Genomic DNA, 23,360 nt, shown 5'->3' with positions numbered 1-23,360 from the left:
ACTAAGGGCGTCGCCAGGCCAGGCCGTCCTCAGCCAGCAGGCTGTCGGCGGCGGCGGGGCCCCAGGTGCGGGCCTCGTAGGGGTAGGCGGGCAGCTGGGACGGGGAGTCTTCGATCAGCTCCAGCAGGGGGGTGTAGAGCCGCCAGGCGGCTTCCACCTCATCGCTGCGGGTGTAGAGGGTGGGGTCGCCCAGCATGGCGTCGGCCAGCAGGCGCACGTAGCCCTCATCGCTGGGTTCGCCGAAGCTGTCGTCGTAGGAGAAGGCCATGTCCACCGGCCGGCTGCGCATGCCCGAGCCGGGGGCCTTCACCTCAAACTTGAACTCGGCCCCTTCGTCCGGCTGGATGCGCAGGATCAGCTGGTTGGGGGTGGGGGCGCCACCGGCGGCATCGAACAGGTGCACCGGGGCCTCCCGGAAGGTGAGCACCACCTCGGAGAGCCGCTTGGGCAGCCGTTTGCCGGTGCGCAGGTAGAAGGGCACCCCCTGCCAGCGCCAGTTGTTGATGAACAGCTTCATCGCCACGTAGGTCTCCGTGGTGCTCTCGGGGTTCACCCCCGGCTCCTGGCGGTAGCCGGCGATTGGCCGGGTGTTGGAGCCGCCGGGCCCGTACTGGCCCCGCACGCAGCACTTCCAGGGCTCGTCCTCGTTGGCCAGCCGCGCCGCCTGCAGCACCTTGGCCTTCTCGTTGCGCATCGACTCCGGGTCGAAGCGACCCGGCGCCTCCATCGTGGTGAGGGCGAGCATCTGGGTGAGGTGGTTCTGCACCATGTCCCGCAGGGCGCCCGAGCTCTCGTAGTAGCCGGCCCGCTCCTCCACCCCCACCGTCTCGGCGGCCGTGATCTGCACGCTGGAGATGTAGTTGCGGTTCCAGATCGGCTCGAAGATCGTGTTGGCGAAGCGCAGCACCAGGATGTTCTGGACCGTCTCCTTGCCCAGGTAGTGGTCGATCCGGAAGATCTGGTTTTCCTGGGCGCTCGCCTGCACCACCCGGTTGAGCTCCTGGGCGCTGCCGTAGTCGCGGCCGAAGGGCTTCTCGATCACCACCCGGCTGCGGGCCGGATCGCTCAGCAGGCCGGCGGCGGCCAGGGCCCGGCAGCCACTGCCGTAGAAATTCGGCGACACCGACAGGTAGAAGGTGCGGTTACCACGGGTGGCCCGCTGCCGGTCGATCGCCTCGAGCCGCTGGCCCAGCTGCACCACCGTGGGCGGTTCCTGCAGATCCACCGGCTCGTAGAAGAGCCCCGCCGCAAATTGCTCCCAGGCCATGCGGTGCTCGGCCACCTCGCTGGCCATCGCCTCGGCCATGCGCTGGCGGAATTCCTCGTCGCTCCAGGGGCGGCGGGCGCAACCCAGCACCGCAAATTCACTGGGCAGGCGCCGCTGGCGGAACAGCTCGAACAGCGCCGGAATCAGCTTGCGGTGGGTGAGGTCGCCACTGGCCCCGAAGATCACCAGGCATTGGGGCGGGATCACCCGCTCCTGCCGGAGGCCGACCCGCAGTGGATTGGTGAGCACGGCGCCCATGGAAGCCTTCGCGGTGACCATGGTTTAACGGGCCTGGCGGCCACGCCCACCGCTTGGCCCACTTTGTGATGGTTTCTGTGTGGGATTCGCCAAATAAAAAGCCCGCCGGGGAGGCGGGCTGGGCGACAGCAGTGGGCTGGGCCCGGGCTCAGTAGGTCTCCACGTGCCAGCGCTCGGCCTTCTTGAGCTGGGGACGCAGCTCGGCCCAGTTGAGCCCCTTGGCGGCGGCGGCAGTGGCCATGGCTTCGTCGATGCCGGGCTCCATGCCCCGCAGACCACACATGTAGACGTGGGTCTTGGGGTTTTCGATCCAGGAGAAGATCTCCTCGGCGTTCTCGCTGACGCGGTCCTGGATGTACATCCGGCCGCCGCTGGCGTTCTGCTGCTCGCGGCTGATCGCCTTGGTGTAGCGGAAGTTGTCCGGGTACTGCTCCTGGTAGCGGTTGAAGTCGTCGTCGTAGAGGAGGTTGGCGGTGGTGGGTGAGCCCATGAACAGCCAGGCCTTGCCACGGAAGTGCCAGCCGTTCTTCTCGCGCTCGGTGGGTTCGAACATGCGGCGCAGGTAGGTGCGCATCGGCGCGATGCCAGTGCCGGTGGCCAGCATGATCACGTTGGCCTCCTCGTCGGCGGGCAGGAGCATCTCCTTGCCCACCGGGCCGGTGATCTTCACCTTGGCGCCGGGTTCGATGTCACACAGGAAGGTGGAGCAGACGCCGTTGATCGTCTCGCCGTCCTTCTCGTACTGCAGCTGACGCACGCAGAGGGAGACGGTGTCGCCGGCCAGGTTGTCGCCGTGGCGGGTGCTGGCGATCGAATAGAGGCGCAGCTTGTGGGGCTTGCCGTTGGCGTCGGTGCCGTCGGGAATGATGCCGATGCTCTGGCCTTCCACGTAGTGGAGCTGGGGATCGCCGCCCTTGAGATCGAAGGTGATGTGGTTCACCCGACCGATGGCGCCCTCCGCCAGCAGGCTGTAGTTCTCGGCCACGGTGCCGATGAACGGGTCCTTCGGCTTGTAGAGGTTGACGGGGACGTCGGCGTGGGACACGGCAGCGGGTTTCGAAGGAGCGGCTTTGGCTTCGGGGGCAGGTGCAGCTGGGGCTGGTGCAGCGGCAGCCGTGTCGCCACCGGCGCCGTCGGCACCCAGCACGGCACAGATCCGACCGCCCTGCTGGGCGATGGACTGCATCAAGCCCTGGAGCTGGTTGAACGGCACGGTGAAGCGACGTTCAGCCTGGCGCTGGCGACCGATGCCGAAGCCCTCCACCACGACGGTGAACATGCGGCTGTCCGACTGGATGGCGCGACCGGTGGAAACACGCATGCAGACTCAGCCCCCTCAAAAGCGCGCTGATCATACGGAACCTTTCCGCTGCGGTTTTCCAGGAGACACCGCTAGGTTTGTGCGCCAGCACACTTCGCCGTGCTCCTTTGGCCCAGCTCCTCGCCCAGGCCCGCCCTTCCGACCCGCCCCCCAGCGACCCGTCTTCGGCCGTCGTGAGTGATGCCTGCAGCCTCGACACCATCCAGCAGGTGATGGAGCGGCTACCCCAGGGCGCCCGGCGCTTGGCCGTCCAGCTGCGGCTGCCCCTCGACCCGGAGTGGCTTTGGGCGGTGCTCACCGACTACGCCAATCTCAACCTCTACATCCCCAACCTGGCCTCCTCCCGCGAGCTCTGGCGTCGGGGCAACAAGGTGGGCCTCGAACAGGTGGGAACCCAGCAGTTCTGCGGGCTGCGTTTCAGTGCCCGAGTGGAGCTCGAGCTCGAAGAAGATCCCGAGGCTGGCGAGTTGCGCTTCTGCATGTGCCGCGGCGACTTCCGTCGCTTCGAGGGCATTTGGCAGATCGGCCGCTCCGGCGGGGTGACCCATCTCTTCTATGAGCTCACGGTGCAGGGCCGTCCTGGCATGCCGATCGGTCTGATCGAGCAGCGCCTGCGGGAAGATCTGGCCAACAACCTGCGCGGCGTACAGCGGGAAGCCGAACGGCGCGCAGCCCTGGGCTGATCTGACTTGCAATACCCCCAAGGGGATTCGAACCCCTGTCGCCTCCGTGAAAGGGAGGTGTCCTAGGCCTCTAGACGATGGGGGCGAGGCCACAACGCTCGTCGGCGTTGATGTGTTGGAAACTACGGGTCGGTGGGACCCTTCGTCAAGGAGGTGCGTCGGTCTGGGCCCCTCGGGGTGAAGGAGGGTTGCACCTGGCCGCTCCACACCGGCACGGAGACGTGGAAGCAGGCCCCCTCGCCCGGTTCGGACACCACCCAGATGCGGCCGCCATGCACCTCGGCGATGCGCCGGCACACCGACAGCCCCACGCCGTAGCCGGAGGTGGTGCTGGAGGTTTGGGGCAGCCGCACCCGATCCAGAAAGATCCGCTGTTGCTCGGCCTTGGGGATGCCCGGGCCGCTGTCACAGACGCTCACCTGCACCCACTGGTTGGTGCGGTGCAGCAGGGTCAGGTGCACCCGCCCCCGGTCCGGGGTGAATTTGAGCGCGTTTTCCAACAGGTTGAGCAGCACCTGGCGCATGCGGCGCTGGTCGGCGAACACATCCGGCAGGTCGGCGGGGATGTCGGTGATCAGCTCCAGGTCGCGGCCGATCCACAGCTTTTCCAGTTCCAGGATCGCCTCGGCGGCCACCTTGCCCAGGTCGAGGCGCTGGGGGTTGAACAGGGCTTCCCAGCGGGTGGTGCCCACCTCCAGCAGGTCCTTGGAGAGCTCCTGGATGTCGTCGAGGCGCCGGGTGAGCACATCGCGGAAACGGGGCTCGTCGATCTGGCCGAGGGTGTGGCTCTGCAGGGCGAGCTTGGCCGCCGTCAGGGGCGTGCGCAGTTCGTGGGCCACCATCCGCAGCAGCCGCTCCTGCACCCCCAGCCGCTCGATCAGGGTTTCGTTCTCCTGGCGCAGCACCAGCACCTGGTCTTCCAGCTGCAGTTCGCGCTGGGTGCGGCTGCCATCGATCTCGGCGGGCCGCAGGCTCATGCCCAGGCTGGTGACCACCTCCATCTGTTGCCAGCGCGGCAGCCAGCTGCGCAGCTTCTGGGTGATGCCGTTGCCCGCGAACACCTGCTTGGGCAGGGGATGGAGCTTCACCAGGGCCGGGGTGGCCACGAGCCGGTGCAGCTCCAGCAGTTCGGGCTGGCGGGCGGGATCGGAGATCTCCAGGCTCACCGTGAAGCCGCATTCCTCGCTCTTGAGGAACTGGACCAGGTTGCGCAGATCCGGGCTGGCCAGATGGTGGTTGGCAGCCACCAGCAACAGCTTCAGCTCCTGCCCCTCGGCATGGCCCGCTGGGTCGGCCTGGTCAGCGGTGGGGGGGTGATCAGCAGTCACGTTGCTCACCCTATGGGGATTGAGCCAGTGCGGCCCATCCTCGCTATGACTAGTTCATTCAATGCCGTGCGCCCTAGGGCCGGGATGTCATGAGCATGCTTTCGGATCTCAGCCCCGTCAGGCATCCGTTGCCGGCCGATGGGTCTGCCAGTGCGGCCCTGCCGCGACCCCGCATCCAGCTCGACAGCAATCTGCGGCGCTGGTTTGCCCGCAACCTGGGCCTGTGGCGCTCGCGCCGGTTGTATTTCTTTGCGGATGGCGAGGCCCTGCGCGTCGACATGATGCTGCGGGTGGAGACCTTCAGCGAACCGGTGGAGGGCGATGCGGCCTACCGGTTCACCTGGTGGCCCGAGCAGGAGTACGAGTTTTTTGACAAGAAACCCCGCTATGTGCCCACGGGCACGATGGAGGCCTACCTCTGCGGGCACCAGCTGCGGCGCAGTCGCGGCTACCTCTGCGGCACCCCCACCAAGAGCCAGATCCGCCAGGTGGATGAGCACGAGCTGATCTTCGAGTCCCACTACCAGGAGTGGGACATCCTCGAGCACATCCGCCTGATCGACCAGGACCGCTACCGCTCCCGCTCGATCTACTCCTGGAAGGACGGGGCCCTGGAGCTGGCCGAAACCCACCACGAAATCCGGGTTGAGGAAGCCGGGGCGGCCCTGGCCTCGGGCCCCGCGTCCCAACCCTGATGCGGCCAGCCCCGATGCAGCAGCATGGCTGCACTTGATGCCCCGCCTTCGGATCCCCTGATGCCCCGCTCCGCCCTGTCGCTGGCCACCCCCTTGCTGGTGGCCCCCCTGCTGGTGCTGCCGCTGCTGCTGGCTCCGGCCCCGGCCCTGGCGGCTCCAGCCACCGAGGCGGAGATGAACCTCTACACCCGGATTGCGGCGGTGAATGTCTGCATTGCCCGGGGTGCCGGGGTGCCCTTCGACAAGGCCGTCGGCATCGCCGGCGAGACGGTGGCCCAGTTGATCCAGGGGCAGCACGACGGCGTGATCACCCAGGTGGGGCCCAAGGCCCTCAGCCTCGACGACCTGCGCAAGGGCTCGATCAACTCCGCCGTGCTCGGCGCCGCCGAGATCTGCCCCAAGGAAGTGCCCGCCGACGTGATGGCCAAGGTGCAGGACGCCCTCAAGCAACCGGCCCCCAAGCCCGCCGCGAAGCCCGCTGCCCAACCCAGCCCCAAGCCCGCCTCCCCCAGCAAGTAAGTCCCCATGGCCCTGGTGCGCCTCGCCGACTACCGTCCGGCGCCCTATCTGCTGGAGCGCACCGACCTGACGGTGCAGCTGTTCGCCGACCACACCGAGGTGGCGGCCCAGTTGGCCTTCCGCCCCAATCCCGCCGCGGGCTCCGTTGGGGGGGCGCCTGAGCCCCTGGTGCTTCTAGGGGTGGATCTGGAGCTGGTGGAGCTGCGGCTTGATGGCCGGTTGCTGGAGCCGGCGGCCTACCAGCTCGGCACTCACCAGCTGCTGATCCCCAATCCCCCCAGCGGCCCCTTCCGGCTGGAGAGCCGGGTGCGGATCCACCCGGAAACCAACACCAGTCTCGAGGGGCTGTACGTGAGCAGCGGCCTGTTCACCACCCAGTGCGAGGCGGAGGGCTTTCGCCACATCACCTTCCATCCCGACCGTCCCGATCTGCTCAGCCGCTTCCGGGTGCGGATCGAAGCCGAGCGCGCCAGCTGCCCGGTGCTGCTCTCCAACGGCAACTGCGTTGAAACCGGTGCGTTGGAGGGGGGCCGCCACTACGCCATCTGGGACGATCCCTTCCCCAAGCCCTCCTATCTGTTTGCCCTGGTGGCCGGCCAACTCGAGGAGGTGCGTGACAGCTTCACCACCGCCAGTGGTCGCCCGGTGGCGCTGCGCATCCATGTGGAGCCGGGCGATGCGCCCTACACCGCCCATGCCATGGCCTCGCTGAAGCGCTCGATGGCCTGGGATGAGCAGCGCTACGGCCTCGAATACGACCTCGATGAGTTCAACATCGTGGCGGTGCGCCACTTCAACATGGGCGCGATGGAGAACAAGAGCCTCAACATCTTCAACTCCAAGCTCGTGCTCGCTGACGCCGAAACCGCCACCGACGGCGAGCTCGAGCGGATTGAGAGCGTGATCGGCCACGAGTATTTCCACAACTGGACCGGCAACCGCATCACCTGCCGCGACTGGTTCCAGCTGTCCCTGAAGGAGGGCCTCACCGTGTTCCGGGATCAGAGCTTCACCGCCGATCTCCACGGCGCGGCGCTGAACCGCATCGAGAACGTGGCGATGCTGCGCAACACCCAGTTCCGGGAAGATGCCGGCCCCACGGCCCATCCGGTGCAACCCGACGCCTACCAGGCGATCGACAACTTCTACACCACAACGATCTACGAGAAGGGATCCGAGGTGATCCGCTGCCTCCACACCCTGCTGGGGGAGGAGACGTTCATGCGGGGGATGGCGCTGTACGTGAGCCGTCACGACGGCACCGCCGCCACCTGCGAAGACTTCGTGCAGGCGATGCAGGATGCCGCCGCCGGGCAGGCGTCCTTTGACTTTGCCCAGTTCCGCCGCTGGTACCACCAGGCCGGCACGCCCCGGCTGCACATTCAGCGCCATTGGGATGGGGAGGCTGGCGTGCTTGAGCTGCACGTGCAGCAGCACACCCCAGCCACCCCCGGCCAGGCCCACAAGAGCGCGCTGGTGATCCCCCTGGCCCTGGGGCTGCTCGACCAGGCAGGGGATCCCCTGCCGGTGCAGCTGGAGGGTGAGGCCGCCCCTGCCGCCCCCCTGCCGCCCTCCTGGGGGCAGCGCACCCGCCTGCTGGTGATCGACCAGCCGGACCAGACCCTGCGCCTGGTGGGGCTGCCGCGCCAGGCCCATCCACCCGCCCTCTCGCTGCTGCGCCAGTTCTCCGCTCCGGTGGTGCTCGAGATGGGGCGGCCCACCGCCGAGCTGGTGCACCTGCTGGCGGCCGACAGCGACCCCTTCGCCCGCTGGGATGCGGGCCAGGTGCTGTTGCGCCAGGCCGTGCTGGCCCGTGCCGGCGGCCGGGCCGATGGTCTGCTGGAGGAGGAGTTGATCGATGCCTTCGGACGGATCCTGGCGGATCCGTCCCTGTCGGAGGCCAGCCGCAGCGTGCTGCTGGCGCTGCCGGGCATGCCGGAGCTGGAGGATGCCGCCGGTGCCGCCGGCCAGGAACCCGATCCGCCGGCCCTGTTTGCCGCCCTGATGGCCCTGCAGCTGCGGTTCGGCACCGCCCTGGCCGAGCCCCTGGCGGTGGCCCTGGAGCGTTGCACCCCCCAGTGGGGGTTGGCCTGGCCCGAGGGCAATGGCGATCGCCTGCTCACCGGCACGGTGTGGAGCTGGCGGGTGGCGGCTGGCGATGGGGCCGTCTGCGCGGCGGCGGCCGCGGCGGTGCGGGGCCCCTCCATGACCCTGGCCCGCGCCGGCCTGCGGGCCCTGCAAGGCCACCCGGTGCCCGAACGGCAGCAGGCGGTGGACGCCTTCTATCAGCGCTGGCAGGACAAACCCGTGATCCTCGATGCCTGGTTTGCCCTTGAGGCCTCGGCCCCCTTCGCCGATGGGCTGGAGCGGGTGGCCCGGCTGTTGGCCCATCCCCGCTTCGATCCGGCCGCGCCCAATTCCGTGCGTGCCGTGCTGGGCGGGCTGGCGGGCAATGCGCCGGTGTTCCATGCCGCCGATGGCGCCGGCTACCGCTTCATGGCGGAGCGCATCGCCGAGCTCGACCAGCGCAATCCGATCACCGCCTCGCGGCTGGCCAAGGTGTTCAGCCGCTGGCAGAGCTACGGCCCGGGCCGCGCGGCCGCGATGCGTGCAGCCCTCGAGCAGCTGGCCGCAGCCACCCTTTCGCCCAACACCGGCGAGGTGGTGAGCCAGTGCCTGGGGGCGGGTTAGGCCTCAGCGCAGGGGCAGGGGCGGCGGCGGGCGCAGGGGGCCATTCAGGCCCTGGTGCAGCTGGCGGAAGGCGGCCTGCCGGTAGGCCGCGCCCTCCGGTCCGGCATGCAGCCCCCAGAGGCCTTCCCAGTAGAAATAGATCACGCCGTGGCCCTTGCTGGCCGCCAATTGGGTCTTCTGGGCCAGGGTGGCCATGTCGGGCGTCCGGCCGCCGAAGCCCGCCAGGATGCCGATCTCCACGGGCATGCCCCAGCTGCGCGCCTTCACCAGGGCGGGCTGGTTGAGGTCTTTCTCGAAGCCCTTCACCGAGTAGGCGTAGTTCTGCACCACCAGGTCGTCGATCAGCTCGCCTAGGGCCCAGAGCTCCCAGTCCTGGAGCCAGTGGTTGTAGGCGAAGCGGAAGGGGCCGGGCGACAGGCTGATGACCGTGCGCTTCGGCACCGATCCGGCGGGGGCATCCAGGCGCTTGAGCTGCCCCCGCAGCTCCCGCAGCAGCCCGGTGAGCTGCTGGCGCCGCCAGCGCATCCAGGCCCGGTCGGTGTGGTCGTCGGGGGGCTCGCGGCCGGTGTCCTGGAGGTAACGGGCGCGGCTGAAGGGGTCGTAGCCCAGCTCCACCGGCCAGGCGAAGTGGTCATCGAGCTGGATGCCGTCGACGCTGCAGCGCTGCACGATCTCGCCGATCAACCCCAAGAATCGCTCCCGCACGCCGGGATGGGCGGGGTTGAGCCACACCATCGGCTTGCCGTGCATGGCCATGGTGCTGCTGCCATCGCGCCGTTGCAGCACCCACTCCGGGTGCTGGCGCACCACCGCGGCATCCGCCGGCTCCATCAGGCCGTACTCAAACCAGGGGATCACCTGCAGCCCGCGCCGGTGGGCGGCCTGGGTGAAGCGGCAGATCGGATCGAGGTTGGGGTTGGCCTGCTCCAGGGCCGGCTCCAGCGGGGCATGGCGGGAGCGGTGGAAGGTGGCACCCCGACTCCACACGTTGGGGTAGAGGGTGTTGAAGCCGGCGTCGGCCAGCTCGTTCACGGCCCGATCGATGCGGGCCGGGTCGTAGTAGAGGGGGCTGGGGCTGTTGGTGAGCCACACGCCAATGCGCCGCGGCGGAGGCTGGCCCTGCAGGGGGCCGGCGGTGGCCGCGCCGAGGGCCCAGGGCAGGGTGACCAGCACGCTCACCGCGGCGGGCAGCAGGGCCTTGAGCCGGGCGCCGCGGCGCAAGCGGGCCGGGGGGCGGTGCGAGGGTCTCAGCGGAACGGGTTTCAGCGGCGGAACATCGAGCTCACCGAGCTCTCCTCGTGGATGCGCCAGATGGCTTCGCCGAGCATGTTGGCCACCGACAACACCTGGAGCTGGGGGAAGCGGCCGTCGTCGCTGCGGGGGATGCTGTTGGTGACGAGCACCTCCTCAAACAGCCCGGGTTCCGACAGCCGCTCAACCGCCGGCGGAGAAAACACGGCGTGGGTGGCGCAGGCCAGCACCCGGGTGGCGCCGCGCTGGCGCAGCAGGCGGGCACCGGCGCAGATGGTGCCGCCGGTGTCGATCATGTCGTCGATCAGGATGGCCGTCTTGCCGGCCACATCGCCAATCACCGTGAGGCTTTCGGCCACGTTGTGGCCCGAGCGGCGCTTGTCGATGATGGCCAGGGGGGCATCGTTCATCTGCTTGGCGAAGGCCCGCGCCCGCGCCACACCGCCCACATCCGGAGACACCACCACCACCTCGCCCAGGTCGCGGGTGCGCAGGTAGTCCACCAGCACCGGCGAGCCGTAGATGTGGTCGCAGGGGATGTCGAAGTAGCCCTGGATCTGGGCCGAGTGCAGGTCCATGGCCAGCACCCGATCCACGCCGCTCTTGGCCAACAGGTTGGCCACCAACTTGGCCGTGATCGATTCGCGCCCCGCCGTCTTGCGGTCGGCGCGGGCGTAGCCGTAATACGGGATCACGGCGGTGATCTGCCGGGCGGAGGCCCGTTTGCAGGCGTCCACCATGATCAGCAGCTCCATCAGGTGATCGTTCACCGGAGCGCAGGTGGGCTGGATCAGGAACACATCGCAGCCGCGAATCGATTCCTGGATCTGGATGTAGAGCTCGCCGTCGGCAAAGCGCTTGATCACCCGCGGGCCGTCGGGCACGCCCAGGTAGGCGCCGATTTCCCTGGCCAGGGCCTGGTTCGAGGTGCCACTGAACAGGCGCAGCCGGCGGGTGTCGTGAGTCGACTGGGTCGCGCTGCCCTGGGGCTCCACGCGATCAGCGGTCAGGAAACTGGTCACGGCGGGCGCGGACGCGTCGGCTGAAACCTGATCGTAGAAGCGAGCCTGCCCTCCTAGTGCAAACATCCATGACGCTTTCCAGGCCTGGAATGCAGCGCCCGCTGGTGCTGGTGGCCGCCGGTCCGGCCGCTGCCGTGATCGCCCTGCAGCAGCAGGCTGGGCCGCCACTGGCGTCCGCCCTGGGCCTGCCCTGGTGTGAGCCCCTGGCCGATCGGCCTCCCCAGCAAGCCCTCGCCCCCTTGGCTCAGCAGGGGCCAGGCCTGGTGCCCCTGCCGCTGGATCCGGGATTGCCCCTGCCCGGCGCTGGCCACTGGGCCGAAGCCCTCGGCGCCTGGCGCCAGCCCGTGTTGCTGCTGCTGGCGGGCGACCAGCTCGACAGCGGTCTGCCGGCGGCGATGGCGGCGTTGCTGCACCAGTGGCAGGTGCCCCTGGCGGGGCTGGTGCAGTGGGGCGGCAGCTGGGATCCGGATGCCCGCCGTGGCGACGGCCTGCCCTGGCTGGGCTGGCTCGCTCCAGACGGCGCTGAGCTGGGGGCGATGGCCCGGGCCCTGGAGCTCCGCTGGCGTCAGATCGCCGACGCCTGATTCAGCTAGTTGGCCGTTGGCGGGGCCGGCCAGAGGGGCTCGGGGGCGCTGCTGGCGATCTGGCGCAGGGGCACGTTGGCGCTGGCGGGGGCCAGGGGCACGCCGCTGAACTGCACCGTTTCGCCGTGGCTGAGTCCGGCAGCCAGCAGGCTGAGGGTTTCCGATTGGCTCAGGTTGGTGACCACGCCGGCGTTGAGCGACTTCACCAGCCCGGGCAGCTGGCCGAGCTGCTCCGGCAGGGCCATCTCCCGCAACAGGCTGCGCACCACCAGCTGCTGGTTCTCCTGCCGGCTGTCCTCCGGTCGGGTGGGGTCCCGGTAGCGCGCCAGCTGCTCCACTTGGTTGCCCTTGAGCCGTTGCAGGCCGCCCTGCAAGTTGATCGAGAACGATTGGCTGCGGTCGCTGTAACGCAGGGCCAAGGTGGGGTTGGCGGCGATGCTGCCCAGGCCGTCCACCAGGCTGCGCAGGGTGGAGCGTCCCATCACCAGATAGCGCTCCGGTTGGCCGGATTCGAGGCCCACCAGGCTGCGCACCGCATCGGCGGTGAGGGCAGGTCCGCCCAGCCGGTAGAGGCGGCCCAGGCCGACGGGTTTGGTCTGGCCCGGCAACTGCACGGCCAGGTTGGTGGGCAGGGTGAGCACCTGCAGGGGCCCCTGGGGGTTGACCCGCACCAGCAGCAGGGCATCGACGTTGGCCGGACCCGGCGGGGCGGCCCTGTTCAGTGGATCCCCGGGACGGTCGCTGTCCAGGCCGATCACCAGCAGGGTGATGCTGCGGCTGGGGGGTTTGGCCAGGTCGGCCGGGGTGAGCTGCTGCACCGGCTGGATGGCGCGGTCGGGTTCGGGCCAGAGCAGGCCCAGCAGGCCCAGGCCGGCCACCCCACCGACGATGGCCGCCACCCCCCGCACCAGGACGGGCCCCCGGCGGAGCTTGGGCGGGGCGGGACGTCGGACCATTCGGGCATCAGCGGCAAACCACTTTGGCCCACCCCTGCGGCCGGCACCCGATAGGTTGAGCCCCTGCTGATCTGGCGAGGGGACTCCGTTGATGGCTGCCAGTGCTCCCCAAGGGCAGGCCCCCCACGACAAAGCCCGGCCCCTGGCCAAGGGCAGCGTCTATCCCGCCAAGGATCTCTGCAGCCAATGCGGGCTCTGCGACAGCCGCTGGGTGGCCTACGTGAAGGACAGCTGCGCCTTCCTGAACCAGCGCTTTGAGGCGATGGAGGCCACGGCCCACGGCCGCAGCCGCGACCTCGACAACGAGGACGAGCTCTACTTCGGCGTGCAGCAGCGCATGCTCACCGCCCGGCTGCAGCAGCCGATCGAAGGCGCCCAGTGGACCGGGATCGTCAGCCGTATCGGCGTGCGCGCCCTGGAAACCGGCCTGGTGGATGCGGTGCTGTGCGTGGGTCAGAGCGAGGACGACCGCTTCACGCCCGTGCCGCGGCTGGCCCGCACCCCCGAGGAGGTGCTCAGCGCCCGGGTGAACAAGCCCACCCTGTCGCCCAACCTGGAGGTGCTCGAGCAGTTGCCCGGCAGCGGCATCCGCCGCCTGCTCGCCATCGGTGTGGGCTGTCAGATCCAGGCCCTGCGGGCCGTGCAGCCCACCCTGCCCCTCGACGCCCTGTACGTGCTCGGTCTTCCCTGCGTCGACAACGTCAGCCGCCAGGGGCTGCAGACCTTCCTGGAGAGCACCGTGAGCTCCCCGGACACGGTGGTGCACTACGAGTTCATGCAGGACTTCCGCATCCACTTCCGCCACGGCGATGGCCGCGAGGAAACGGTGCCCTTCTTTGGACTCGATACGCCGAAGCTCAAGGACGTGTTCGCCCCGAGCTGTCTGAGCTGCTTTGACTACACCAACGCGGGCGCCGACCTGGTGGTGGGCTACATGGGGGCCGGCTTCGGGCGCCAGTGGATCACCGTGCGCAACGACCGCGGCCAGGAGCTGCTCGACCTGGTGGAAGCCGAGCTCGACGTGGCGCCGGTGACCTCCGCTGGTGATCGCCAGGCGGCGGTGCAGCAGGGCATCGAGGCCTACGACAAGGCCGTGAAGCTGCCGATGTGGCTGGCGGAGCTGGTGGGCTGGGTGGTGCAGTGGATCGGCCCCCGCGGGCTGGAGTACGGCCGCTTCTCGATCGATTCCCACTTCACCCGCAACGCCCTTTGGGTGCGCCGCCACCATCCGGAGAAGGCCGCCGCCCACATCCCCGCCTTCGCCCAGAAGATCATCAGCCGTTACCGGCTGCCCGCCTCGTGAGACGGGCCGGCGTCCTGCTCCACCCCACCTCGCTGCCGGGCCCTGGCGGCTGCGGCGGCTTCGGCCAGGCCGCCCACGACTGGCTGGCGCTGCTCGGCCGCCATGGCATCGGTGTGTGGCAGCTGCTGCCCCTGGCCCCCACCGACGGCACCGGATCGCCCTACAGCTCCCCCAGCGGTTCGGCCCTCAACCCCTGGCTGCTGGATGCGGAGCTGCTGGTGCAGCAGGGTTTCCTGCAGGCTTCCGACCGGGACGCCCTGCCCGGAGCCGCTGACCGCTCCGGCCCCCTGGATCTGGCCGCCATGCCGGCCCGCAGCCGCGCCCTCGGCGAGGCCCTGGCCCGCCGCTGGCCGGCCCAGCCGCAGGACCAGCAGCGCGCCTTTGGCCGCTGGCGCCGCCGCCAGCGCGGCTGGCTGCCCGACCACGCCCTGTTCATGGTGATCCGCCGTCTCCAGGACGGCCAGCCCTGGTGGCTCTGGCCGGCGCCCCTGGCCCGCCGGCAGCGCCCGGCCCTGCGCCGCCTGGCCAGCGAGCGGGCCGACTGGCTGTTGCAGGAGGAGCTGCTCCAGTGGCAGCTCGAGTGTCAGTGGCAGCAGCTGCGGCAGCAGGCGCAGCGGGTGGGTGTGCAGCTGCTGGGTGATCTGCCCTTCTATGTGGCCCACGACAGCGCCGATGTGTGGGCCCACCGGGCCCTGTTCTCCCTGCGCGCCGATGGCAGCCTCACGGCCCAGAGCGGCGTGCCGCCCGACTACTTCTCGGCCACCGGCCAGCTCTGGGGCACGCCCGTCTACCGCTGGCCCCTGCACCTGCTCAGTGGTTTCCGCTGGTGGCTCAACCGGCTGGGGCGTCAGTTTGCCCTTCTGGATCTGCTGCGGCTTGACCACTTCCGTGCCCTCCAGGCCTTCTGGAGCGTGCCCGGCGATGCCCCCACCGCCGAACACGGCCGCTGGCGCTGGTTTCCGGGCTGGCCCCTGCTCACCCTGCTGTGGCTGCGGCGGGGGCTGAAGCTGCCCCTGATCGCCGAAGACCTGGGGGTGATCACCCCGGCGGTGGAGGCCCTGCGCGATGGCTTCCGCCTGCCGGGCATGAAGATCCTCCAGTTCGCCTTCGACGGCGACCCCGCCAACCCCTACCTGCCCGCCAACATCCAGGGCCCCCGCTGGGTGGTGTATACCGGCACCCACGACAACGCCACCAGCGTGGGCTGGTGGCAGAGCCTCGATGCCGGCGGACGCCGGCGGGTGGCCGAGGCGGTGGGGGCGCCGATCACGTCGCCGGCCTGGCAGCTGCTGGAGCTGGCCCTGGCCAGCTCCGCCGATCTGGCGGTGGTGCCCCTCCAGGATCTGCTGGAGCTCGATGATCGGGCCCGCTTCAACACCCCCGGCACCAGCTCCGGCAACTGGACCTGGCGCCTCGACCAGTCCGTCGCCGCCCTCGATGGTGCCCTGCAGGGCTATGGCGCCATGGCTGCCCGCTACGGCAGGGCTCCTCGTTAAAGCTGTCCGTTAGGGCTGGCTGAACGTGCCGGGCTTGCCCTGGAGGGGCTTCAGGGCCGTCCCGTTCCAGCTCACCCGGTCGCCGGGGCTAGGAGGGGGCTCAATCTCCAGCTGGAAGCGGCCGGTGAGGGGCAGGCTCAGGTTGCCGCTGGCACTTCGCAGGTTGGTGCGCACTCCGCTGGCGCTGTCGAGGCTGAGCTGGCTGGGCTGGGCCAGTTGCAGCTCCAGCACCCCCGAGCGCAGCGGCTGGGCGGCCGGTGCCCGCCGCAGTTGGCCGAGTCCCTGGCCCCGGGCCGCCAGCTCGAGGGGCCGCAGATCGGGATAGAGGGTCAGCAGGGCCTGCTCGGGCCGCGGCGGCTTGGCCTGCTCCTGGGCCGGCAGGGGCGGGATCGGTCGCAGGGCCAGCAGGCCCCGGGCTGCCAGTTGCTGCTGCTGCAGGTTCACGCCGTAGATCAGCCCCAGGGTGAGCAGGCCGTAGAGCAAGGTGCCCTGCCAGGTGGTGAACACATCGATCGACCCCGGCGTGAAGCGGCGCAGCAGCGGCTCCCGCCGTTGGCTCTGGGGTAGCCGGTCGTTGTCCGGCAGCACCGACTCGAGGCAGCCGTGGGGCAGCTCCAGGTGCCGCTCGATCAACGGCAGCATGGTGCGCAGGTAGGTGGCCTCCGGCAGCCGGTCGCGCCAGCCCCGTTCGAGGGCTTCCAGCACCGCCGTGCTGATGCGGGTGTCGAGGGCCAACTGCCGCAGGCTCAGGCCCCGCTCCTCGCGCCGTTGCCGCAGCCGTTGGCCCGCCGCCAACAGGGGATCGGCAGGCGGCTGCTGGGCGCTCACGGGCTCCGGCAGGGGGCCCCGGCGCCACCAGCGGCCGAGCTGGCCCTGGGGGCGCTTGGGTGGCAGCTGGGGGGTGCGGGTCAGGGCTGGGTTGTCAGTGCTTGCCATTCTTGGCGATCGAGGCGCCGCCAGCGACCCTCGGGCAGATCTCCCAACGGCAGGGGGCCGATCGCCAGCCGCTGCAGATCCCGCACCGGATGGCCGAGCAGGGCTGCGGTGCGCCGGATCTGGCGGTTGCGTCCCTCCCCCATCTCCAGCTCCAGTTCCGTGGTCTGGGGTGTGCGCCGCCGCACCTGCAGCCCCACCGGTTGGCTGGCCCGGCCGTCGAGGGGCACGCCGGCGGCCCAGCGGCTCAGGGTTGGACCGTCGGGCCTGCCCTGCACCCACACCCGGTAGGTCTTGCGGTGGCCGTAGCGGGGGTGGGTGAGCCGCAGGGTCAGGTCGCCCTGGTTGCTGAGCAGCAGGGCGCCGCGGCTTTCCGCGTCCAGTCGGCCCACCGGGTGCAGCCCGCAGCCGTCGCGCAGCTCGGCCGGCAGCAGGTCGAGCACCGTGGGACGTCCTTCGGGGTCATGGCAGCTGCAGACCACCCCGGCCGGTTTGTTGAGCAGCAGCAGCAGGGGCTCCGGCCGGCTGGCCAGGGGCTGGCCCCGCACGCTGATCCGGTCGTGGGCGGGGTCGGCCCGATCCCCCAGCTGGGCCACCGCGCCGTTCACCTGCACCAACCCCTGCCGCAACAGGGTTTCGGCCTGGCGCCGGGAGCACAGCCCGGCGGCGGCCATCAGTTTCTGGAGCCGTTCAAGGGCCATGTCCCCCATGCTGCCTCCTGGAAAAGGATGGTAGGTTTGCGAAACAAAAGCGTTTCGTAATTCCGGCTCCCATGCCCTCCCTGCCCGTTCTCGGCTCCAGCTCAGGTTCGGACGGCTCCTCGGCCCTGGGTGGCGGCGACCTGGTGCGCAGTTACCTGCGTGACATCGGTCGGGTGCCGCTGCTGACGCACGAGCAGGAGATCACGCTGGGTCGCCAGGTGCAGGAGCTGGTGGCGCTGGAGGAGCTCGAGGGTGAACTGGAGAGCCGGATCGGGAGCAAGCCGAGCCAGGCGGAGTTGGCCCAGGCGGCGGGCCTGAGCGCGCCCTTGCTCAAAAAGCGGCTGCAGGCGGGCCGCCGGGCCAAGGAGCGGATGGTGGCGGCGAATTTGCGGCTGGTGGTGAGTGTGGCCAAAAAGTACACGCGGCGGAACATGGAGCTCTTGGACCTGATCCAGGAGGGGACCATTGGTTTGGTGCGTGGCGTGGAGAAGTTCGACCCGACGCGGGGCTACAAGTTCAGTACGTATGCGTATTGGTGGATCCGGCAGGGGATCACGCGGGCGATTGCGGAGAAGAGCCGGACGATCCGGCTGCCGATCCACATCACCGAAACGCTGAACAAGCTGAAGAAGGGTCAGCGGGAGTTGAGCCAACTGCTGGGGCGCACGCCCACGGTGACGGAACTGGCAGAAGCGGTGGAGCTGCCGGAAGAGGAGGTGAAGGACCTGCTGTGCCGGGCACGCCAGCCGGTGAGCCTGGAGACGAAGGTGGGGGACGGGGATGACACCGAGCTGCTGGACCTGCTGGCGGGTGATGGTGAGCTGCCGGAGGACCGGGTGGATGGGGAGTGCCTGAAGGGGGATTTGCGGGCGCTGCTGGAGCAGCTGCCGGAGCTGCAGGGTCGGGTGCTGAAGATGCGCTACGGCATCCCCTGCGAGCAGGCACCCGGCCAGTCTGAACCGATGAGCCTCAGCGCCATTGCCAAGCACCTGGGCATGAGCCGCGACAAGACGCGCAACCTGGAGCGCAAGGCCCTCGAGGGGGTGCGCGCCCAGGCCGCCATGCTCGAGGGGTATCTGGCGGCCTGAGTCTGCACTCGAGCCACCGCAAAAGGTGGACTCAGCTCGTGGAGCTCACGGAGCGGGCGATCAGCACGGTGAGCATCAAGATGGCCAGCAACACCTGCAAGGCCATCACCAACTTGGCCCGCCGAGACATCACCGCTTCGGAGGTGGGGCCGTAGGTGGAGTTGACGTTCAGCGAAATGAACAGGTAGTCGATGATGTGGGGCTCAGGTGGCTCCTCGCCTTCACGGCTGGGCCACACAAAAGCCCCACCTGGCGTGCTCACATCCAGAAAGATGTACACGAACATGAACACCAGCACGCTTTCCATGTAAACGGCGGCCACGTCCCACAAGCCGCCAAGACCCCCTCCCCGCTGACTGCCCGCGCTGGCCACCATCGAGAGCACGTTGGTGATCACCTGCACCATGGAGAACAGCAGGTAGGCCAGGGCCCAGCGAAACAGCTCGCGCTTGTGGCCGCGGAACAGGCTGATGGTGAGTCCCAGCGTGACGGCGATGAAAGCAATCGTGCCGATCACATCGATGTTGTGCACCAATGTGCCGAGATTGGGGGTGATGACCTCTCGGCTCTTGAGATGGTGCACCAGCAGCAAATCCATCACCCATACCCCTGTGGTGGCGGCGATCACCGCCAGCCTTCCCCGACCACTGGTGAGTCGATTACGGAGGAGATCCGCGGGTCCGAGGTTGGTGTTTTGGGGACTAGGCGTGGTCATGGCTCAGCCCTGGATGTGGGGTGCTGGAACCTTGGGATCCGCGCGATGGTGGGTGCCACTCCGCTGAAAGATCACTAGGCCAATGGTGACGGCCAGAAAGCCCAGCCCGCCATAGAGAAGGGCTTCTGGTTGGGTGTTGGCGCTCATCTCCAGCTGCTTGAGGGAGGCCATGCTCTCCAGATAGAGAATGGCCATGATCAAAATCAAAAAGCTGGAAAAAGTGCTTTTCAGTTGATGCAGATCGTGAAACCGCAAGCCCCGCGGCATCGGGATATTTCGCATGGTCAAGCTGATCATGCCAGCGGCAATAATCAGGATGCCAATGCCTAGCAACAGCAGATCAACCGTCCCGATCATTTCCAGTTCTTCGGCAAATCCTGCCTGGCCCTTGAGGAGATCTTGCGCCACATTGACCATCCGCAGGGCGGCCAGGGAAAAGACCAGCACGGTGGCGAGAATCAGTCCCACCACGCCGGTAAAAATGCCGATCCGAAAGAATCTGGGCATGGGTTCAGAAGAATTGGTCGAAGTTGTCGAAATCCACTGCGCTGAAGGTGCCATCCTCCACCTGGCCCATCAGCCGTTCCAGCTGGACCCACAGGGCTCCGGCGGTGGCGATGGAGAGCACAAACGACACCAGCAAGGCCACCCCGGCGGAGAAGCCGAACACCTGCAGGCTGCCACCGATGAACAGGGTGATGCCGATCACCACGCCGATGTAGGGCAGGGTGATGGCCACATTGCCCAGCGGCAGCAGGGCCAGACGATCCTGTTTCCAGCCCTCCAGCCGATCCTGCACAAGCTTGGCGAAGGTGAGGCCGCAGAGCACGCCGATCGCCAGCCCCACGCCGGCCACCAGATACGGGGGTTGCACGATCTGGGCGTATTCCAGCAGGATCTCACTGGAATCCAGGTCGCCGAACATCCAGCCCTCGGCCAGGTCGGGTGGCAGGTCGAGCGGCAGGCTGGCCATCGGCAGCGTGGGGTTGGGATGGGCGAGACCCTAGGCCCTCAGGGCTCCCAGCGCTGGGAGCCCAGAAAGGTGAGGTCCACGTAGTTGCTGCCGTTGTGGTCCTTCGGGCTCAGTTGCACCCGGTAGCCGCCGAGGTCGACATTCCGCATCGTTTCGAGGGCTGTGACAAACCGCTGGCGGGTGGGGGAAGGCCCCGCCCGGCGCAGGCCCTCCACCGTCATCTTGGCGGCCAGAAATCCCTCCAGGCTTGAGAAGCCGAAGTGGGGTTTGGCCTGCTGGCGGCGCATCAGGTGCTGGTATTCGCGCACCACCGGCACCCGCTCATTCCAGGGGAAGGGCACCACCTGGGCCACGCCGATGCCGCTGGCTTCGTGGCTCTGCAGGGAGGCCCGCAGGGCACTGGTGCCCACAAAGGACACGTTCATCAGCTGCGCGGTGCTGCCCTGCCTGTGCATCTCGCGGCTGAAGGCGGCGGAGCTGGGGTAGGCGGCCACGATCAACACGGCGTTGGCGTTGGCCTGCTGCATCGTGCGGGCTGCTCCCCCCGTCTGGGTGGAGTTGCGCTCCACGCTGGCTGTGGCCACAGGCTTGAGGCCGTGGCGCTTCAGGGCCTTCAGGGCCCCCTTGAGCCCATCCTGGCCGAAGGCATCATTCTGATAAACGACGGCGATCCGATGGCGTCCGCTGCGGACCAGGTCATTGACCATCCGGTCCATTTCCTGGTGGTAACTGGCGCGCAGGTTGAACACCATGGGCCGATGGGGCTGGCGCAGCAGCTGGGCGCCGGTGAGGGGGGCGATCAGCGGGATCTTGGCGCTCTCCACCAGGGGGAGCACAGCCTTGACGGTGGGCGTTCCCACATAGCCGAACAGGGCGAACACTTTGTCGCGCTCGATCAGCTGTCGGGTGTTGCGCAGGGTGAGGGGAGGCTCGTAGCGGTCGTCGAGGCTGAGCAGCTTTAGCCGTTTGCCATGGATGCCGCCCTGGCGATTCACCTCGGAGAAGTAGGCCAGGGCCCCTTCCCGGTACTCCCGCCCGAGCATGGCAGAGGGGCCGCTGAAGGCCGCTGACTGGCCCAGCACCAGCTCCGCCGCCGCGGGTTTGGGGTTGGGGGCGGGGGCGCCCAGGACGGGCAGGCCCGGGAGCGCCAGGGCCAGGGTGAGTCCGAGCATGCCCATCGCCGCCACTGGCTGATGCCCGCTGATCAGCTTTAACTTCGGTGAACAGCAGCGGGTGGGCATGGGGCAGCGCAGGCAAAGGCCGTGGAACGTTCTGGCGATGGTGGCCGTTGTTCTGGCCGCCATCCTGGCCATTCTCGGGATCAGCCGCATCGACGTGAGTCCGGTGCAGAGCCGCGACGCCCTGCGCCTGTCTTCGACCTCCCGCGCCCTCACCACCCTGCCCCTTGGCGAAAAGCCCCCCATCGGCGTGTGGAGTGCCATGCGGGGCGATCAACTCGGCGCCGGGGAGGAGCGGGTCGATCGCGCCGAACTCGAGCAGGCCCCCTACAAGGTGCAGGTGGGGGTGTACTCCACCAGCAATTATGAGCTGGATCTCACGGTGCCTAGCTATTCCAGCAGCGGTTATGTGTGGCTGCGCTGGGAAGAGCCGATGCAGCGCTATGTGGAGAGTCGTGGTGGTGACATCTCCAGTCTTTTTATTGTCCTGAACACCCTGCTTTCCGACAAGGATTCCAGCCTTGCTCCGGTAGGCAAGGCCCCGATCAAGCTGGCGGACGGGAGTTATTACCAGCTCTTCACCTATATCGGCCGCTATTACGTGGATCGGGCCAGTTTCCGGCACTATCCCTTCATGACCATCAGCTTGCCGCTGGTGATTGAGGCCAATGATGTGGATGGCCAGCTGGGCTACCGCAACCTGCGCCTGATTCCAGAGATCCGCAACAGCGGCATGGGCCTCTATGCCCGCATCATCGGTTGGCTCAACACCGGCTGGTCGATCGCCGAATACCGCCACCACTACGCCACCAACTTCGGGCTCGGTGGGGCGGAAAACGACTACAGCCAGATTCTGTTTGAGATCTCCTACGGCACCTCCTCCTGGTCGTCCTTCTGGCGTCTGCTGCTGCCGTTGGCCGTGCTGATGACCATGGTGCTGCTGGTGTTCAAGGTGCGTCCCGATGAACAGGATGCCCGCGCCAGTATCCCCGTCACCGTGCTGTTAACCCTGGTCTTCCTGCAGCAGACCTACCGCGATCAATTGCCGGATCTCCCCTTCCTCACCTTTCTCGATCAGGTGTACGTGGTGGCCTACGTGGTCACCCTGGCGGCCTTTGTGTTGGTGCTTTGGATTGGCCGCCGCTACGCCGTCATGGAAACTCTGGAGGACCCTGTCGCCAAGGAGGCCCTCCAGCGCCACCTGCATCGCCTTGATGACACCTGGCCACTGGTGGTGGTGCTGGTGGGCGGAGCGGCCATCACCTTCTGTTGGATCACCATTCCCCAGGTGATTTGAGGAGTTGAGGCGCTAGGAGGCTGCTGAAAAAGCGAGGAAAACCAGGGCTTTTGCCCTGTTCGTGACCGTCAGCAGCGCCGCGTCAATCAGGTTGACCGGTCCTCTGCGGCTCGCATGCACCGCTTCCAGGCTCGATTGGCCTTCCTCAGTCCTGCGCTCCAGGACCAATGGCCCCTTGATCGGCGCCTTCATGCCATCACCTCCTGCTGGCTCTGGGCTCTGAGCAAGTTGGAGATCCGGATCAGGTTGTAGGCCACCACATGCAGCCGGAACACCGCTCCCACCTTGGTTCGGCCTCGGGCCTTGAGCTGCCGGAGCCCAGCGGCCTGTTTGATCCAGCCAAACACCTGCTCGATCCGCTTCCTGGCGTTGATCGATTGGACATAGCCCACGTGGCGTGCGGTGCGGCCATCAATCGCCGAACGGCGGTGGGGCTGGATGTTTTGAGCCACATGGGGCGTGATGCCGCTGATGCGCAGCTCAGCCACGAAATCCCGGGTGTCGTAACCCTTGTCGGCGCCCAGCGTTTTCTGATGGGCACCCTGGAGCGAGCGGGCCATCCGCAGGGCTGAATCCCGCTCAGCCGTGCCAGTTGCCTGCGTGACCTCACTGGCGACCACCAGGCCGTTGCGGTTCTCCATGACGCAATGCCCCATGAAGCTCAGGAAGGCGCCAACGCCTGGAGCCTTCTTGAACAACCGGGCCTCGCCATCACTGGTGGAACGGTGGGTCTGGTTGGAGAGCAGCAGGCCGCGAAAGTCGCCTTTGGCTCTCCTCGTGCCAAACGATGCAGTGCCGCCAAACCCTTGGCCACCACTGGGCGGTGGCGGATCGTCGTCGAGCCCGTCGATCCGCTCCAGCGAGCTGTGGGAGGCCCAGGCCCGCAGCAAGGTGCCATCGACGGAGAAGTGCTCCGAACTCAGCAGCGGCTTGACCTCAGGGGCTGCCAACAGGAGTTCGAGGAACTTGGCCATCAGCTCCTCATTGAGCAGCCGGTCTCTGTTCTTGGTGAACGAGGTGGGATGCCAGACGGGATCGTCGGGATTGAGGCCTATGTTCCATCTGAATATGATGTTTTTTTCGTGGTGTTGGATATTGTTT

At 68.1% G+C, this 23,360-nt stretch carries 23 protein-coding genes and 1 tRNA gene; 9 read left to right on the top strand and 15 right to left on the bottom strand.

Going from position 1 to position 23,360, the window contains the following annotated elements; translation table 11 throughout:
- Nucleotide 1: 1 nt before the first annotated feature.
- Both zwf and KBY71_RS06480 read right to left on the bottom strand, forming a co-directional pair.
- Nucleotides 2-1,525: a glucose-6-phosphate dehydrogenase gene (zwf, locus tag KBY71_RS06485; protein ID WP_254928145.1), complete on the bottom strand. Its 1,524-nt coding sequence runs from the start codon at nt 1,523-1,525 to the stop codon at nt 2-4.
- A gap of 148 nt (nt 1,526-1,673) precedes the next feature.
- Nucleotides 1,674-2,846 (bottom strand): phycobilisome linker polypeptide, encoded by a 1,173-nt coding sequence (locus KBY71_RS06480; RefSeq protein ID WP_254928130.1) that lies wholly within the window; start codon nt 2,844-2,846, stop codon nt 1,674-1,676.
- Between the two features lie 212 nt (nt 2,847-3,058).
- Here KBY71_RS06480 and KBY71_RS06475 point away from each other — a divergent pair, with 212 nt between their 5' ends.
- A complete protein-coding gene (locus KBY71_RS06475) occupies nt 3,059-3,529 on the top strand; it encodes an SRPBCC family protein (protein WP_254928144.1) in 471 nt (156 codons plus the stop codon).
- A gap of 12 nt (nt 3,530-3,541) precedes the next feature.
- Here KBY71_RS06475 and KBY71_RS06470 read toward each other — a convergent pair.
- Nucleotides 3,542-3,614 (bottom strand) — tRNA-Glu (locus KBY71_RS06470).
- 37 nt (nt 3,615-3,651) lie between these two features.
- Nucleotides 3,652-4,857, bottom strand: a complete 1,206-nt coding sequence (locus tag KBY71_RS06465; protein WP_254928129.1) for a histidine kinase — start codon at nt 4,855-4,857, stop codon at nt 3,652-3,654.
- 89 nt (nt 4,858-4,946) lie between these two features.
- On the opposite strand from KBY71_RS06465, the gene KBY71_RS06460 reads away from it, so the two are divergent.
- The 3 genes from KBY71_RS06460 to pepN are packed head-to-tail and all read left to right on the top strand — an operon-like array spanning nt 4,947 to nt 8,762.
- Entirely contained in the window at nt 4,947-5,552 is a 606-nt protein-coding gene (locus tag KBY71_RS06460) for a hypothetical protein (RefSeq protein WP_254928128.1), read from the top strand.
- 24 nt (nt 5,553-5,576) lie between these two features.
- Entirely contained in the window at nt 5,577-6,071 is a 495-nt protein-coding gene (locus KBY71_RS06455) for a cAMP phosphodiesterase (protein WP_254928127.1), read from the top strand.
- A gap of 6 nt (nt 6,072-6,077) precedes the next feature.
- Nucleotides 6,078-8,762, top strand: coding sequence for an aminopeptidase N (pepN, locus tag KBY71_RS06450; RefSeq protein WP_254928126.1), 2,685 nt, complete (start codon nt 6,078-6,080; stop codon nt 8,760-8,762).
- A gap of 3 nt (nt 8,763-8,765) precedes the next feature.
- Here the strand turns inward: pepN and KBY71_RS06445 are convergent, their stop codons facing one another.
- Both KBY71_RS06445 and KBY71_RS06440 read right to left on the bottom strand, forming a co-directional pair.
- Complete coding sequence (locus tag KBY71_RS06445) at nt 8,766-9,983, bottom strand: glycoside hydrolase family 10 protein (RefSeq protein WP_396095084.1); 1,218 nt, start codon at nt 9,981-9,983, stop codon at nt 8,766-8,768.
- 41 nt (nt 9,984-10,024) lie between these two features.
- The gene (locus tag KBY71_RS06440; protein WP_254928125.1) at nt 10,025-11,035 is read right to left on the bottom strand and encodes a ribose-phosphate pyrophosphokinase; all 1,011 of its coding nucleotides are present in this window, start codon (nt 11,033-11,035) and stop codon (nt 10,025-10,027) included.
- Between the two features lie 68 nt (nt 11,036-11,103).
- Here KBY71_RS06440 and KBY71_RS06435 point away from each other — a divergent pair, with 68 nt between their 5' ends.
- Nucleotides 11,104-11,619 (top strand): hypothetical protein, encoded by a 516-nt coding sequence (locus KBY71_RS06435; RefSeq protein ID WP_254928124.1) that lies wholly within the window; start codon nt 11,104-11,106, stop codon nt 11,617-11,619.
- A 5-nt stretch (nt 11,620-11,624) separates the two neighbouring features.
- On the opposite strand, the gene KBY71_RS06430 is transcribed toward KBY71_RS06435, so the two are convergent.
- Nucleotides 11,625-12,575 (bottom strand): LCP family protein, encoded by a 951-nt coding sequence (locus KBY71_RS06430; RefSeq protein WP_254928123.1) that lies wholly within the window; start codon nt 12,573-12,575, stop codon nt 11,625-11,627.
- A gap of 91 nt (nt 12,576-12,666) precedes the next feature.
- On the opposite strand from KBY71_RS06430, the gene KBY71_RS06425 reads away from it, so the two are divergent.
- Nucleotides 12,667-13,878, top strand: coding sequence for a Coenzyme F420 hydrogenase/dehydrogenase, beta subunit C-terminal domain (locus tag KBY71_RS06425; protein ID WP_254928122.1), 1,212 nt, complete (start codon nt 12,667-12,669; stop codon nt 13,876-13,878).
- Entirely contained in the window at nt 13,875-15,374 is a 1,500-nt protein-coding gene (gene malQ / locus KBY71_RS06420; RefSeq protein ID WP_254928121.1) for a 4-alpha-glucanotransferase, read from the top strand. Before KBY71_RS06425 ends, malQ begins: the two co-directional genes overlap by 4 nt.
- 9 nt (nt 15,375-15,383) lie before the next feature.
- On the opposite strand, the gene KBY71_RS06415 is transcribed toward malQ, so the two are convergent.
- Together KBY71_RS06415 and KBY71_RS06410 are read right to left on the bottom strand one after the other, a co-directional pair.
- A complete protein-coding gene (locus tag KBY71_RS06415) occupies nt 15,384-16,310 on the bottom strand; it encodes a helix-turn-helix transcriptional regulator (RefSeq protein WP_254928120.1) in 927 nt (308 codons plus the stop codon).
- Entirely contained in the window at nt 16,283-17,008 is a 726-nt protein-coding gene (locus KBY71_RS06410) for a pseudouridine synthase (RefSeq protein WP_190390111.1), read from the bottom strand. Before KBY71_RS06410 ends, KBY71_RS06415 begins: the two co-directional genes overlap by 28 nt.
- 71 nt (nt 17,009-17,079) lie before the next feature.
- Between KBY71_RS06410 and KBY71_RS06405 the strand changes: the two genes are divergently transcribed.
- Entirely contained in the window at nt 17,080-18,096 is a 1,017-nt protein-coding gene (locus tag KBY71_RS06405; RefSeq protein ID WP_254928119.1) for an RpoD/SigA family RNA polymerase sigma factor, read from the top strand.
- Nucleotides 18,097-18,127: 31 nt separating this feature from the next.
- Here KBY71_RS06405 and KBY71_RS06400 read toward each other — a convergent pair whose 3' ends face one another.
- Genes KBY71_RS06400 through KBY71_RS06385 form a run of 4 tightly spaced genes read right to left on the bottom strand, consistent with a single transcriptional unit; the run spans nt 18,128 to nt 20,962 of the window.
- Entirely contained in the window at nt 18,128-18,811 is a 684-nt protein-coding gene (locus KBY71_RS06400; protein WP_254928118.1) for a hypothetical protein, read from the bottom strand.
- 3 nt (nt 18,812-18,814) lie between these two features.
- Nucleotides 18,815-19,372: a YqhA family protein gene (locus tag KBY71_RS06395; RefSeq protein WP_254928117.1), complete on the bottom strand. Its 558-nt coding sequence runs from the start codon at nt 19,370-19,372 to the stop codon at nt 18,815-18,817.
- Entirely contained in the window at nt 19,323-19,784 is a 462-nt protein-coding gene (locus KBY71_RS06390; RefSeq protein ID WP_254928116.1) for a hypothetical protein, read from the bottom strand. The genes KBY71_RS06395 and KBY71_RS06390 overlap by 50 nt, the downstream gene beginning before the upstream one ends.
- Nucleotides 19,785-19,822: 38 nt before the next feature.
- On the bottom strand, nt 19,823-20,962 hold the full coding sequence (locus tag KBY71_RS06385) for an ABC transporter substrate-binding protein (protein ID WP_254928115.1): 1,140 nt from the start codon (nt 20,960-20,962) through the stop codon (nt 19,823-19,825).
- Between the two features lie 100 nt (nt 20,963-21,062).
- Here KBY71_RS06385 and KBY71_RS06380 point away from each other — a divergent pair, with 100 nt between their 5' ends.
- A complete protein-coding gene (locus tag KBY71_RS06380; protein WP_254928114.1) occupies nt 21,063-22,259 on the top strand; it encodes a hypothetical protein in 1,197 nt (398 codons plus the stop codon).
- A gap of 12 nt (nt 22,260-22,271) precedes the next feature.
- On the opposite strand, the gene KBY71_RS06375 is transcribed toward KBY71_RS06380, so the two are convergent.
- Nucleotides 22,272-22,451, bottom strand: coding sequence for a hypothetical protein (locus KBY71_RS06375; RefSeq protein WP_254928113.1), 180 nt, complete (start codon nt 22,449-22,451; stop codon nt 22,272-22,274).
- Nucleotides 22,448-23,360: IS5 family transposase (locus tag KBY71_RS06370; RefSeq protein ID WP_254928112.1), on the bottom strand; the 913-nt coding region annotated here is incomplete at its 5' end. The genes KBY71_RS06370 and KBY71_RS06375, both read right to left, overlap by 4 nt.

It is taken from the genome of Cyanobium sp. T1B-Tous (genome assembly GCF_024345475.1).
Classification (GTDB): Bacteria; Cyanobacteriota; Cyanobacteriia; order PCC-6307; family Cyanobiaceae; genus Cyanobium_A.
The sequence above is the reverse complement of the archived record's forward strand: the minus strand, read 5'-3'. Positions and strand labels throughout refer to the sequence as shown.